Raw genomic sequence first — 13389 nt, forward strand, 5'->3', positions numbered from 1 at the left:
CCGTCGTGAATCTTGTGCGCGGGCTGGTCCGGCGGCCGGGGCGGCTGGCCGCCGAGGCGGCGGCGCTGGCGATCGCCGCCGTGGTCGCCTTTCCGCTGTACTGGATGGTGCTGGGCGCCTTCAAACCGGCCGGTGAGGTCGAGTCCGACCGGCCCCGGCCATGGACTCTCGCGCCCTCTCTGGACTCCTTCCGGCGGGTCTTCGGGCAGCAGGAATTCGGCCGCTACTTCGTCAACAGCCTTGTCGTCGCGGGCAGTGTGGTCATCGTCTCGGCGCTGATCGCCTTTCTCGCCGCGACCGCCGTGACCCGATTCCGGTTCCGCTTCCGGACCACCCTGCTGATCATGTTTCTGGTGGCCCAGATGGTGCCCGTGGAGGCCCTCACCATCCCCTTGTTCTTCCAGATGCGGGACTTCGGTCTGCTGAACACGCTGGGCTCGCTGATCCTGCCCCACATCGCCTTCTCGCTGCCCTTCGCGATCTGGATGCTGCGAGGGTTCGTGAAAGGGGTGCCGGAGGTGCTGGAGGAGGCCGCGTACATCGACGGGGCGAGCCGGTCGCGCTTTCTCTGGCAGATCCTTTTCCCGCTCGTGCTGCCGGGTCTGGTGGCCACGAGCGTGTTTTCCTTCATCTCCGCCTGGAACGACTTCCTCTTCGCCAAGTCCTTCATCATCAGTGACACTTCGCAGTCCACGCTGCCGATGGCGCTGCTGGTGTTCTTCAAGCCGGACGACCCGGACTGGGGCGGGGTCATGGCGGCGTCCACGGTGATGACGGTTCCGGTGCTGGTGTTCTTCGTACTCGTACAGCGACGGCTGGTCTCCGGACTGGCCGGAGCGGTTAAGGACTGAGGTCATGGAACTGATTCCGGCGCCGTCGCGCGTCGACACCCCGGGTGGGCAGGCGTTCGTCCTCGACGAGGACACGAAGATCACGGGCGGCCGCGGCACCTGGCGTGTCGTGGACTGGCTGCGTACGACGGTCGGCACCGCGACCGGCCTGCCGCTGTGGCCGTCCGAAGACGGCGAAGGCCCCCGTATCCGCCTGTGGATCGCGCCGCCGCTCGCCGACGAACTCGGCAGCCGCGAGGCGTACCGCCTCACCGTGGACGGTCAGGGCGTCGCCATCGTCGGGGCGAGCGAGGCCGGCGTGTTCCACGGCGCACAGACCTTCCGTCAGCTCCTCGGTCCGGATGCCTTCCGCCGTGCCCCGGTCACCCCGCAGCGCTCCTGGGAAGTGCCCGCCGTCGCCGTCCACGACGCCCCCCGATTCCGCTGGCGCGGCCTCATGCTGGACGTCGCCCGGCACTTCATGCCCAAGGAAGGCGTCCTGCGCTACCTGGATCTCATGGCGGCGCACAAACTCAACGTCTTCCACTTCCATCTGACGGACGACCAGGGCTGGCGCATCCAGATCGAGCGCCACCCACGGCTCACCGAGGTCGGCTCCTGGCGGGCCCGCACGAAATTCGGCCACCGGGCCTCACCGCTGTGGGAGGAGAAGCCGCACGGCGGCTACTACACCCAGGACGACATCCGGGAGATCGTCGCCTACGCGGCCGCGCGGCATATCACGGTCGTCCCCGAAATCGACGTGCCCGGCCACTCGCAGGCCGCCATCACCGCGTATCCGGAACTCGGCAACACCGACGTCATCGACACTTCCGCCCTCTCGGTCTGGGACTCCTGGGGGATCTCTCCGAACGTACTCGCCCCCACTGACAACACCCTGCGCTTCTACGAGGGGGTGTTCGAGGAAGTGCTGGAGCTGTTCCCGGCGGACGCCGCCGAGTTCTCGGCGTTCATTCACGTCGGCGGCGACGAATGCCCCAAGGACCAGTGGCGGGCCTCGCCGGCCGTGCAGGCGCGGAGGAAGGAACTCGGGCTCGCCGACGAGGACGAGCTGCAGTCGTGGTTCATCCGTCACTTCGCCAAGTGGCTTTCCGCGCGCGGGCGCAGGCTGATCGGCTGGGACGAGATCCTGGAGGGCGGGCTCGCCGAGGGCGCGGCCGTGTCGTCGTGGCGCGGCTACGGCGGCGGGATCGCGGCCGCGCGGGCCGGGCACGACGTCGTCATGTGCCCCGAGCAGCATGTGTACCTGGACCACCGGCAGGCCGACGGCGCCGACGAGCCCGTGCCGATCGGATACGTCCGCACCCTGGAGGACGTGTACCGGTTCGAGCCCGTTCCGCCGGGCCTTGACGCGTCCGAGGCGGGTCGGGTGCTGGGCACCCAGGCCAACGTCTGGACCGAGGTGATGGAGGACCACGCGCGCGTGGACTACCAGGCCTTCCCCCGGCTCGCCGCCTTCGCGGAGGTCGCCTGGAGCGCTCTCCCGGCGCCGGGGCAACGGGACTTCGCCGGCTTCGAGCACCGTATGGCCGCCCATTTCCGGCGGCTGGACGCCCTGGGGGTCGCCTACCGCCCGCCGGCCGGACCGCTGCCCTGGCAGCGGCGCCCCGGGGTGCCGGGCCGCCCGCTCGACGGCCCGCCCCCGAACCGCTAGCCCCTGCCCGGCCGCTCTCCGGCTGCCCCTGCCACGGCTCCTCCCGGCCCCTCTCAGCCCCTCTCCTCGCTCCGAACGCGAAATGGAAAAAGACCCCAAGGATCACCGAAGAGTGTCAATCGGTACGCACTGGTGATGGCGTACGAAAACGGATCAAGTCGCCGGTGAGGTGGGCGAATGCCTCCTAGCGGACCCGTGCGTTCGAGGCTTGCGAAGATGTGCCAGAGTTGCCACGTCCGCCCTGTGAGCACGTACCGTACGGCCACACAGGTGGGACCAGGTGGGGGCAGCGGGAAGGGGCAGCCGGTTTTGACCACGCACGCACCGCAGGCGGCGCAGGCCGTCACGCTGCCCACGACGCTGAACGAAGCCGTGGCAGCCCTCACCGCCATGCCCGCCGCGGTCCCCGTGGCGGGCGGTACCGACCTGATGGCCGCCGTCAACTCCGGGCAGCTCCGGCCCGCCGCCCTGGTCGGCCTCGGCCGGATCAGCGAGATCCGCGGCTGGCAGTACCAGGACGGCAACGCGCTGCTCGGCGCCGGACTCACGCACGCGCGCATGGGCCGCCCCGACTTCGCGGCCCTGATCCCGGCGCTCGCCGCCGCCGCGCGGGCCGCCGGTCCGCCGCACATCCGCAACGCGGGCACCCTGGGCGGCAACATCGCCACGGCCGCGCCCACCGGCGACGCGCTGCCGGTGCTCGCCGCCCTGGAGGCGACGCTGATCATCGCGGGACCGGGCGGATCCCGCCGGGAGATCCCGGTGTCGCACCTGCTGGCCGGCGTGGAGATGCTCCGCGGCGGCGAGCTGATCGGCTTCGTGCGCGTGCCGCTGCTGCACGCCCCGCAGGTGTTCCTGAAGGCCACGGGCCGCACCGGCCCCGGCCGCTCGGTGGCCTCCGTTGCGCTCGTCCTCGACCCCGCCCGGCGCGGGGTCAGATGCGCCGTCGGAGCCATAGCGCCGATGCCGCTGCGGCCGCTGGAGGCCGAGCAGTGGGTGGCCCGGCTGATCGACTGGGACAACGACCGCGCGCTCGTCCCGGAGGCGCTGCACGCCTTCGGCGAGTACGTCGCGGCCGCCTGCATCCCCGACGCGGCACCCGAGCCGGACGGCTCGGTACCGCCGCTTCCGCCTGCCGTACTGCACCTGCGGCGCACCGTCGCCGCGCTGGCCCGACGAGCACTGGGGAGGGCGCTGTCATGACCGACGACCAGCACGGAGAGGGCGCGCCCTCGGGTGGCGGCCGCTGGGACCCGCTGCCCCAGGGCGACTACGACGACGGCGCGACCGCCTTCGTGAAACTCCCCGAGGGCGGCATCGAGGCCCTGCTGGCCCGTGACAGCCCCCTGGCCGCGCCCGGGCACGGCTATGTGCCGCCGCAGATAGCGGTCGCCCCCGGCACGGAGACCTGGGGCCCGGCCGACGGTGCCCAGTGGCCCGACCCGAACGCGGTCCCCCAGGAGCGGCCCGCCGACGACCGGTTCACGTACCACCCGGCGGCGACCCAGCAGTGGACGTACGAGGAGCCGCCGCCCGCGCCCGGTCACGATGTGACCGGGCAGTGGTCCATCCCGGTCGCGAGCGGTGATGTTCCGGACGAATCGGGCGAGTTCACCACATCCGCGCTCATGGAGCAGTGGGGCGGCACGCCGCCGGCGACCCTGCCGGGCGGTGCGCCCGCACCCTGGGCCGCCGAGGTCCAGGCCTGGGAACACCCCACGGAGGCCCCTGGGGCACCCTCAGGCGCCCCGGCGGGCCACGGCGGCACTCCGGCCCCGGGTTTCCCTCTCGAGGCCGCCGGTGCGGCGCCTGCGCCCGGCGCGATCGCGACGAACGAACCGGGCGAACAGGTCGATACGGGCGAACTCCGGGCGGTCGGGGAGTCACTTGACGCCGCCGCACGCCGCGCGGTCGGCGAGTCGCCCGGCACCGGTGAACGGACCTCGGCCGGAGACGAGGCCGCCGTCGGCCACGCGGGCAACGCGGCCGCGGCCCCCGCCCGCCCGGCCGAAGCCGGCGAGGCCGACGAACCCCACGGCGCACCCGCCCAGCACCCCGCCGGGCGCTTCGACCCGCAGACCACCGACGGCGATGCGCCCCCACAGGGGTCACCCGCATCCGACGACGAGGGCCGCACGGATGCCGCGGGCGGCGAGGAACACGCCGAAGGCGAAGCCGAGGCGGTCGACGACCACCCCCTCGCCTCCTACGTCCTGCGCGTCAACGCCACCGACCGCCCCGTCACCGACGCCTGGATCGGCGAGTCCCTCCTCTACGTCCTCCGCGAACGCCTCGGCCTGGCCGGCGCCAAGGACGGCTGCTCCCAGGGCGAATGCGGCGCCTGCAACGTCCAGGTCGACGGCCGCCTGGTCGCCTCCTGCCTGGTCCCCGCGGTCACCGCCGCCGGCAGCGAGGTCCGCACCGTCGAGGGCCTCGCCCAGGACGGCCGGCCCTCCGACGTCCAGCGCGCGCTCGCCCTCCGCGGAGCGGTCCAGTGCGGCTTCTGCGTCCCGGGCATGGCCATGACCGTCCACGACCTGCTGGAAGGCAACCCGGCCCCCACCGAGATGGAGACCCGCCAGGCCCTGTGCGGCAACCTCTGCCGCTGCTCGGGCTACCGGGGCGTCCTGGACGCCGTCCAGGAGGTCGTCGCCGAACGCGAGGCACACGCCGCCGCCGACGCTGAGACGGACGGCGACGAGGCCCGTATTCCGCATCAGGCGGGACCGGGAGCCGGCGGCGTCAACGCGTCGGCGTTCGACTCCCCGGGCACCTTCGCGTCCCCCGCCCAGCGCGAGCAGTCGTCGTACGACGCCCGGCGCGAGCAGTCGTACGACCAGACGTACGGCGGTGACCAGACGTTCGGCGACCAGAGTCAGAGCTACGGCGACCAGCCCTACGGCTCGGACGGAGGCCAGGCGTGACCAACGAGACCGTCACCACGACCACCGCCGCGGAGAGCGCCCTCCCCGCCCCCGAGCTGCTGCCGCACGGCCTCGGCGTGTCGCTGCCGCCCGCCGACGCGCGCGCGAAGACCGAGGGCACCTTCCCCTACGCCGCCGACCTGTGGGCCGAGGGCCTCCTCTGGGCGGCCGTGCTGCGCTCCCCGCACCCGCACGCGCGCATCGTGTCGATCGACACCAGCCACGCGCGCGAGATGCCCGGCGTACGGGCCGTCATCACCCACGAGGACGTGCCCGGCACCCCGCGCCACGGCCGGGGCACGCCGGACCGCCCGGTGTTCGCCTCCGAGGTCGTACGGCACCACGGGGAGCCCATCGCCGCCGTCGCCGCCGACCATCCCGACACGGCCCGCATGGCCGCCGCCGCCGTCATCGTCGAGTACGAGGTGCTCGACCCGGTCATCGACCCCGAGCAGGCCTTCGAGGCCGAGCCGCTGCACCCCGACGGCAACCTGATCCGGCACATCCCGCTGCACCACGGCGACCCGGACGCGGCCGGCGAGATCGTCGTCGAGGGCCAGTACCGCATCGGCCGCGCCGACCCGGCCCCCATCGGCGCCGAGGCCGGACTCGCCGTGCCCCGCCCCGACGGCGGGGTCGAGCTGTACCTGGCCTCCACCGACCCGCACACCGACCGCAACACGGCAGCCGCCTGCTACGGCCTGTCGCTCGAACAGGTGAAGATCGTCGTCACCGGCGTGCCGGGCGCCACCGCCGACCGCGAGGACCAGGGCTTCCAGCTGCCGCTCGGCCTGCTCGCCCTGAAGACCGGCTGCCCGGTCAAACTCACCGCCACGCGCGAGGAGTCCTTCCTCGGCCACGCCCACCGCCACCCCACCCTGCTCCGCTACCGGCACCACGCCGACGCCGACGGCAAGCTGGTCAAGGTCGAGGCGCAGATCCTGCTCGACGCGGGCGCCTACGCCGACACCTCCGCCGAGTCCCTGGCCGCCGCGGTCTCCTTCGCCTGCGGCCCCTACGTCGTCCCGAACGCCTTCATCGAGGGCTGGGCCGTGCGCACCAACAACCCGCCGTCCGGCCACGTCCGCGGCGAGGGCGCCATGCAGGTGTGCGCCGCCTACGAGGCGCAGATGGACAAGCTGGCGAAGAAGCTCGGCATCGACCCCGCCGAGATCCGCCTGCGCAACGCCCTCGCCACCGGCGACGTGCTCCCCATCGGCCAGACGGTGACCTGCCCGGCCCCCGTCGCCGAGCTGCTCCAGGCGGTACGGGACTTCCCCCTCCCCGCGCTGCCCAAGGACACCCCCGAGGACGAGTGGCTGCTGCCCGGCGGCCCCGAGGGCGCGGGCGAGCCGGGCGCGGTGCGCCGGGGCGTCGGCTACGGCCTCGGCATGGTCCACATGCTCGGCGCCGAGGGCGCCGACGAGGTCTCGACGGCCACCGTCAAGGTCCACGACGGCATCGCGACCGTGCTCTGCGCGGCCGTGGAGACCGGCCAGGGCTTCACCACGCTGGCCCGCCAGATCGTCCAGGACACGCTCGGCATCGACGAGGTGCACGTGGCGCCCGTCGACACCGACCAGCCGCCGGCCGGCCCCGGCTGCCGCGGCCGCCACACCTGGGTCTCCGGCGGCGCCGTCGAACGCGCCGCCAAGATGGTCCGCACCCAGCTCCTGCAGCCCCTCGCCCACAAGTTCGGCATGTCCACCGAGCTGCTCCAGATCACCGACGGCAAGATCACGTCGTACGACGGCGTCCTGTCGACCACCGTCACCGAGGCGATGGACGGCAAGGAACTGTGGGCCACCGCACAGTGCCGCCCGCACCCGACCGAGCCGCTGAACGCGGAAGGCCAGGGCGACGCCTTCGTCGGCCTCGCCTTCTGCGCGATCCGCGCGGTCGTCGACGTCGACATCGAACTCGGCTCGGTACGCGTCGTGGAGCTGGCCGTCGCCCAGGACGTGGGCCGGATCCTCAACCCGGCGCAGCTCAACGCGCGGATCGAGGCCGGTGTCACGCAGGGCGTCGGCATCGCGCTCACGGAGAACCTGCGCACCCCGCGCGGGCTGATCCGCCACCCCGACCTCACCGGATACGCCCTGCCGACCGCCCTCGACGCGCCGGACATCCGGATCGTCAAGCTCGTCGAGGAACGGGACGTGGTCGCCCCCTTCGGCGCCAAGTCGGTCAGCGCGGTACCGGTCGTGACGTCCCCGGCGGCCATCGCCTCCGCCGTCCGCGCGGCGACCGGCCGCCCGGTCAACCGCCTCCCGATCCGCCCGCAGGCGGCGGTGGTCACCGGCCAGTGAGCCTGTCCGGGGTCGTCGTGATCGCGGGGATCATGGCGTCGGGCAAGTCGACGGTCGCCCAGGCGCTCGCCGAGCGGCTGCCACGCGCCGCACACGTGCGCGGCGACGTCTTCCGCCGGATGATCGTCTCCGGCCGGCAGGAGTACACGCCCGGGGCCTCCGCGGAGGCGACGGCCCAACTCCACCTCCGCCACAGCCTGTCGGCGGCGACGGCGGACGCCTACGCGGCGGCCGGCTTCACGGCGATCGTCCAGGACGTGCTGCTGGGCCCCGAGCTGACGTCGTACGTCGAACGGATCCGCACCCGCCCGCTGTACGTCGTCGTCCTCGCCCCCAGCCCCGAGGCGGTGGCGGAGCGGGAGGCCGGGCGGCCGAAGACCGGGTACGGACCGGCGTGGACGATCGCCGACCTGGACGCCGAACTACGGCTGAACACCGAGGTGTTGGGGCTGTGGCTGGACACCTCGGCGTTGACCGTGGAACAGACGGTGGCGGCGATTCTCACCGGGACGGAACGTGCGAGGGTCGCCTGACGTCCTTTTCAACGGGGCGTTGTCAGTGGCGCGGCGTAGTGTTCTGGGCAGTGGGGACGGCCGTTTCGGAGGGGAAGCCCGGACGGCAGGCCATGCCCTGCTCAGGACGACCTACGGCACACCACTCCGACCCACCTGCATTTCCTGAACTCTTTGATCGCGGGGGCAGCGATGAGCACGACCAGCACGACCGGCAGCGGTGCGGCGGCCATCACGCTGACCGAGGCAGAACTGGACCGTTACATCACGCACGAACCGACCCGCATGTGGCTCACCGGCCCCGGACTCCCCGACACCGGCGGCCTGTTGACGTTCGAACCGCTGCGCACGACCGGCCTGCGCACGCTCGCCGACGTCGCGGACATCACGGCCGGCCCGTCCCGGCTCGCGGAGGAACTCCGGGACCGGCTGGTGATAGGCGAGTTGCTGGCCCCGGCCGGCCTGGACACGGAGTCGATCCTCCTCGACGGCGGCACCGGCGAGATCACCACGGCCTACCTGGTCGACCCGACCGAGCCGCGCCCGCTGGCTCCCTCGCTGGAGACGCTGCTGCGCTTCGCCGCGGTCACCGAGGAACTGACCGGCCTGCGCGGCCGTTTCGCCTCCCTCGCCGGCACCTACGGCACCAAGGCGGCGACCGAGGCCTCCCGCAAGCTCCTGGAGCTCTTCGAGGAGGGCACGGCCGGCCGGGTCCCGCCGTACTGGAAGGCGACGGCGCTGATCCGCCCGCTGAGCCTGGTCGCGGGCCCCGGCACGGACTCCGGGCTCGCCGTCGACCTGCCGGCCCGGCTGCTGGACCAGGAGTTCGGGCAGGGCCGGGTGGCCCGCTTCGAGGAGGTCGACTTCCCGCCGACGCTCACCCACCAGCCGACCCGCCGGTTCCTGCGCGAGACGGGCCTGCCGGAGGACGCGGTGCTGTTCCACCTCGACCCGGACGCCCCGCTGCCCACGCTCAAGGAGTACTTCACCGACATACAGCCGGGCGGCTTCCCCCTGGACGCCCTGCCGCCCCACGCCGACCACCTCATACGCCTCGGCTACCTGGTCGAGGACAACAGCCTGGTCGTGGACGGCACCACGGGCGCGATCCTCAACTTCTCCCAGCCCGAGGCGACCCTCTACCCCCTCAACACGGACGTCTCCACGCTCGCCTTCACCCTGTGGCTCCTCCACCACGAGCGCACCATCGACGAGCACCTGGGCCACGAACTCACCACGGAGGCCTACGACCAGCTCGCCGCGACCATGCTCCACACCCTGGCGACGATCGACCCCACCCCCACGACGATGGACGCCGACTGGCACTACTGGACGGAACTCTTCCAGGACGAGGCGGGCGGGGTGCTCTGAGCGGCCGGAGGCGAGCCGGGACCGGGGGAGGTCAGACCACCAGCCCCTGGCGGTAGGCGTAGACGACCGCCTGGACGCGGTCACGCAGGCCGAGCTTGGCGAGGATGCGGGAGACGAAGGTCTTGACGGTCTCCGGGCTGATCAGAAGGGTCGCGGCGATCTCGCCGTTGGAGAGGCCGTCCGCGATCAGGCGCAGCACCTCCAGCTCACGCGGGGTCAGCGGGATGTCGTCAGGGGTGCCGCCGTCGGCGGGGCGGATCCGGGCGGCGTACCGGCCGACCAGCCGGCGGGTCACCTCGGGATCCAGCAGGGCCGCGCCGGTGGCCACGGTCCGGATGCCGTGCAGCAGCCGGTCCGGCGGCGCGTCCTTGAGCAGAAAGCCGCTCGCACCCGCGCGCAGGGCCTCGTAGACGTACTCGTCCAGGTTGAACGTGGTCACCACGAGCACCTTCACGGGATGCGGCACCCCGGCCCCGGCCAGCAGCCGGGTGGCCTCGATGCCGTCGAGCACCGGCATACGGACGTCCATGACGACGACGTCCGGGCGCAGCCGGCCGGCGAGGTCGACCGCGGCCTGCCCGTCCCCGCACTCACCGGCCACCTCCAGGTCGGGCTGGGCGTCGATGATCGTCGCCAGCCCCGTGCGGATCAGCACCTGGTCGTCGCAGACCAGGACGCGGATCGGCGCCCCGGCCGTGGCGCTCACGACGGCCTCCCCGCGGGCCGGGGTCACGACGGGTTCCCGGCGGGTATCCGGGCCCGTACGACGAAGCCGCCGCCGGCCGCGTGCCCGGCGCTGAACTCGCCGCCCAGCACGTCCACGCGCTCCCGGAGGCCGGCCAGGCCCCGCCCGCTCCCGCCGGGGGACGCGGCGGCCGAGCCCGACCCGTCCGTGCCGACCTCCACGGTGATCTCCTTCTCACCATGGCGCACCAGCACCGAAGTGCGGCTGCCATGGGCGTACTTGAGGGCGTTCGTCAGAGCCTCCTGCACCACCCGGTAGGCCACCAGGTCGGCACTGCCCGCCGACTGCGTCGCGGTGCCCTCCTCGGTGAACTCCACCGGCTGCCCGGCCCGGCGTGTCTGCTCCACCAGCGTGAGCAGCCGGCCGGCGGGCGGCGTCCTGACACCGGTGCCGACACCGTGGTCGGGGTTGAGCAGGTCGAGCAGATGACGCAGGTCGGAGATGGCCCGCCGCCCGGTGTCGGAGACGGCGGTCAGCGTCTGGTCGAGCCGGTCGGGCGCGGCGGTCAGATACCGCGCCGCCTCCGCCTGCACCACCATCGCCGTCACATGGTGGGTCACCACGTCGTGCAACTCGCGGGCGATCCGGGTGCGTTCGGCGGTGCGGGTGTCCTCGGCGACCCGTCGCCGGTGTGCGGCCTCCGCGGCCCGGGTGGCCCGCAGCCACGCCCCGGCACCCCACGCCAGGACCAGCGCCAGATAGAACGTCACGAACTCGCTCGCCGTCTCGCCCCCCGACCCCAGCCGGTGCAGCACGACCGCGAACGGCACGTAGGCCGCGGAGAACAGGAGCGCGGCGGCCCGCCGGTGCCGGTCCAGATGGGCGCCGGTGCTCAGCAGGGCGAGGGGCAGCGCGACCCCCGCGACCGAGTGGTAGGCGCGGATCTGGTCGACGGCGAAGCCGAGCGACACCAGGGCGAGGGAGACGGCCGGCCACCGCCGGCGCAGGGCGAGCGGCAGGCACTCCAGGCCGAGCGCCAGCCCGGCCAGCGCGTCGAAGGGGCGGGCGGGCAGGTCGCCGACCTGGGTCCCGTTGCCGTGCAGTGCCGGCAGGAAGGAACCGGCCAGGACCAGCAGCCCGAGCGGCAGATCCCGGACCGTCACGTCGAGCCGGTGCCACCACCCGGACACCTGCCGAGGACCGATCACCGGGGCAGTGTAGCGACGGAGCCGGCCGGGACGCCCCGGCGCCGGCGCGGCACCAGGTGCCCCCGCCGCTTGGCCAGCCGCAGGAACGCGACCGTCACCAGCACCCCGAGCAGCACCGAGTACACGCTCGCCTCCGGCCCGAACTCGCCGCCGGTGATCAGCTGCGCCCCCGAGGTGGAGGCGTCCAGCAGCCCCTTCTGCGCGCCACTGCCGGAGACCTCGGTGCCGAAGATCGCCGACTCGGCGAAGTTCCAGCCGAAGTGCAGGCCGATCGGCAGCCAGAGGGTGCGGGTGGCGGCGTACGCGGCGCCGAGCATGCCGCCGGCCTCGATCGCGATGGCGAGGGCGCCCCACAGGGTCGCGTCCTTGTTGAGCAGGTGCATCATCCCGAACAGCACACCGGTCGACGTCAGCGCGATCCAGGTCCCGGTGCGTTCTTCGACGATCCGGAACAGAACGCCCCGGAACAGCAGTTCCTCGGTCGTGGCGGCGGCGGCCATGAACCCGACCAGCCCCACCGCGCCCGTCACCGACCCCGTCCCGTGCACCGTGTAGTCCCCGAGAAAGGCGATGTTCGCGATCACGCACGCGAACGTCACCACGCCTATCAGCGCACCGCGCCCGAACGCCGCCCGGGCGCCGTCCCGCCCCACCTCGGTGCTCGGCCGGTGCTCGGTCCGCCGTACCACCCACCCGTAGACGACCACCGCGGCCACGGCCGTCAGCACACCGAGGGCCAGGGTGAGAAACCAGTTCCCCTCCACCGCGGCGACCGCCTGCCCACCGACGAAGGCGACCGCCGACACCGCCGACAACTGCCAGACCAGCCTCATGACGACTCCTCCACAGAACCCGCGGCCCGACCGCCCCGGAACTGGCCCGAACGCTACGGATCGCGGCCCGCGGAATCGTCACCACACAGTGGACACCTGCACGTAGCTCGCACGGGGGACAGAGAGGGGGCCAGGCGAGGGACGGCGGACGGGAGCGGCGCCCGTCACGGCTGCAGCACTGTCACAGAACAGCTCCTTATCCGGTCATCCATGCGCAAGGCGGGTGAATCGCTCGCTCGTACCGAGCGCCCGCACCCCCCCGCACCAACGATGCGCGGATCGGCGCAGCAAAGGAGCAAACCCATGACCCGCAGGCGAGTACTCATCACGGGCGCGTCCAAAGGCATCGGCCGTGCCCTCGCGGAGCAACTGGCGGGAGAAGGCCACACCCCCGTGGGCATCGCCCGCAGCGCCCCGCGGTCCTTTCCCGGCGAGTTCCACGAAGCCGACCTCGCCGACCGTGCGGCCACCGCTCGGGTTCTGGGCGAAGTGATGGACTCGGGACCGATCGACGCCGTGGTCAACAACGTGGGGACGGTGCGACCCGCGCCCGTCGGGGAGGTCGCTCTGCCCGACCTCGACGCGGTGCTCGACATGAACGTGCGCACCGCGGTCCAGATCGTCCAGGCCGTCCTGCCCGGGATGCTCGAACGGTCCTGGGGGCGCGTGGTGAACCTCACCAGCCTGGTCACCCTGGGTCTGCCGGATCGAACGTCCTACGGTGCGGCGAAGGCCGCCCTGGAGTTCCTGACACGAGGCTGGGCCGGAGAGCTCGCCGCACACGGGATCACCGTCAACGCCGTGGCCCCGGGCCCCACCGAGACCGAGTTGTTCCAGGAGACCAACCCGCCCGGGTCGGCCTCGGCAGCCCGCTACCTGGCGACTGTTCCGATGGGAAGGTTCGGGCGTCCGGACGAGCTCGCAGCCGCCATCGCCTTCCTGCTCTCCGAGAAGGCGGGCTTCATCACCGGCCAGGTCCTGCGCGTCGACGGCGGCGCGAGCATCGGCCGCGCCGGCGCCTGAGAACGACTCTTCCGGTTCT

The 13389-nt window shown here is 72.9% G+C and carries 11 protein-coding genes; 8 read left to right on the forward strand and 3 right to left on the reverse strand.

Annotation, left to right across the window (positions count from 1 at the left end; genetic code table 11):
- The first annotated feature begins 5 nt into the window (after nucleotides 1-5).
- The 7 genes from ACFWXC_RS29140 to ACFWXC_RS29170 all read left to right on the forward strand — a co-directional run bounded on the left by ACFWXC_RS29140 (nucleotide 6) and on the right by ACFWXC_RS29170 (nucleotide 9621).
- Nucleotides 6-851 (forward strand): carbohydrate ABC transporter permease, encoded by an 846-nt coding sequence (locus ACFWXC_RS29140; protein WP_384483258.1) that lies wholly within the window; start codon nucleotides 6-8, stop codon nucleotides 849-851.
- A 4-nt stretch (nucleotides 852-855) separates the two neighbouring features.
- The gene (locus ACFWXC_RS29145; protein ID WP_384483259.1) at nucleotides 856-2505 is read left to right on the forward strand and encodes a beta-N-acetylhexosaminidase; all 1650 of its coding nucleotides are present in this window, start codon (nucleotides 856-858) and stop codon (nucleotides 2503-2505) included.
- 309 nt (nucleotides 2506-2814) lie between these two features.
- A complete protein-coding gene (locus tag ACFWXC_RS29150) occupies nucleotides 2815-3708 on the forward strand; it encodes an FAD binding domain-containing protein (protein ID WP_384483260.1) in 894 nt (297 codons plus the stop codon).
- Nucleotides 3705-5429, forward strand: a complete 1725-nt coding sequence (locus ACFWXC_RS29155; protein WP_384483261.1) for a 2Fe-2S iron-sulfur cluster-binding protein — start codon at nucleotides 3705-3707, stop codon at nucleotides 5427-5429. Before ACFWXC_RS29150 ends, ACFWXC_RS29155 begins: the two co-directional genes overlap by 4 nt.
- A complete protein-coding gene (locus ACFWXC_RS29160; RefSeq protein WP_384483262.1) occupies nucleotides 5426-7738 on the forward strand; it encodes a xanthine dehydrogenase family protein molybdopterin-binding subunit in 2313 nt (770 codons plus the stop codon). Before ACFWXC_RS29155 ends, ACFWXC_RS29160 begins: the two co-directional genes overlap by 4 nt.
- A 2-nt stretch (nucleotides 7739-7740) precedes the next feature.
- Nucleotides 7741-8271 carry an AAA family ATPase gene (locus ACFWXC_RS29165; RefSeq protein ID WP_384483285.1) on the forward strand — a complete coding sequence of 177 codons (531 nt, stop codon included), beginning with the start codon at nucleotides 7741-7743 and terminating at the stop codon, nucleotides 8269-8271.
- A 171-nt stretch (nucleotides 8272-8442) separates the two neighbouring features.
- The gene (locus tag ACFWXC_RS29170) at nucleotides 8443-9621 is read left to right on the forward strand and encodes an SUKH-4 family immunity protein (RefSeq protein ID WP_384483263.1); all 1179 of its coding nucleotides are present in this window, start codon (nucleotides 8443-8445) and stop codon (nucleotides 9619-9621) included.
- A gap of 31 nt (nucleotides 9622-9652) precedes the next feature.
- Here ACFWXC_RS29170 and ACFWXC_RS29175 read toward each other — a convergent pair whose 3' ends face one another.
- From ACFWXC_RS29175 to ACFWXC_RS29185, 3 genes are read right to left on the reverse strand one after another with little or no spacing between them, the layout of a single operon-like run.
- Nucleotides 9653-10327 carry a response regulator gene (locus tag ACFWXC_RS29175; protein WP_384483264.1) on the reverse strand — a complete coding sequence of 225 codons (675 nt, stop codon included), beginning with the start codon at nucleotides 10325-10327 and terminating at the stop codon, nucleotides 9653-9655.
- A 23-nt stretch (nucleotides 10328-10350) separates the two neighbouring features.
- Nucleotides 10351-11514: a sensor histidine kinase gene (locus ACFWXC_RS29180; RefSeq protein WP_384483265.1), complete on the reverse strand. Its 1164-nt coding sequence runs from the start codon at nucleotides 11512-11514 to the stop codon at nucleotides 10351-10353.
- The gene (locus ACFWXC_RS29185) at nucleotides 11511-12347 is read right to left on the reverse strand and encodes a CPBP family intramembrane glutamic endopeptidase (protein WP_384483266.1); all 837 of its coding nucleotides are present in this window, start codon (nucleotides 12345-12347) and stop codon (nucleotides 11511-11513) included. The genes ACFWXC_RS29180 and ACFWXC_RS29185 overlap by 4 nt, the downstream gene beginning before the upstream one ends.
- Nucleotides 12348-12650: 303 nt before the next feature.
- Here ACFWXC_RS29185 and ACFWXC_RS29190 point away from each other — a divergent pair, with 303 nt between their 5' ends.
- Complete coding sequence (locus tag ACFWXC_RS29190) at nucleotides 12651-13370, forward strand: SDR family oxidoreductase (protein WP_384483267.1); 720 nt, start codon at nucleotides 12651-12653, stop codon at nucleotides 13368-13370.
- The last annotated feature ends 19 nt before the right edge of the window (nucleotides 13371-13389 follow it).

The organism is Streptomyces sp. NPDC058683 (assembly GCF_042716195.1).
Lineage (GTDB): Bacteria > Actinomycetota > Actinomycetes > Streptomycetales > Streptomycetaceae > Streptomyces.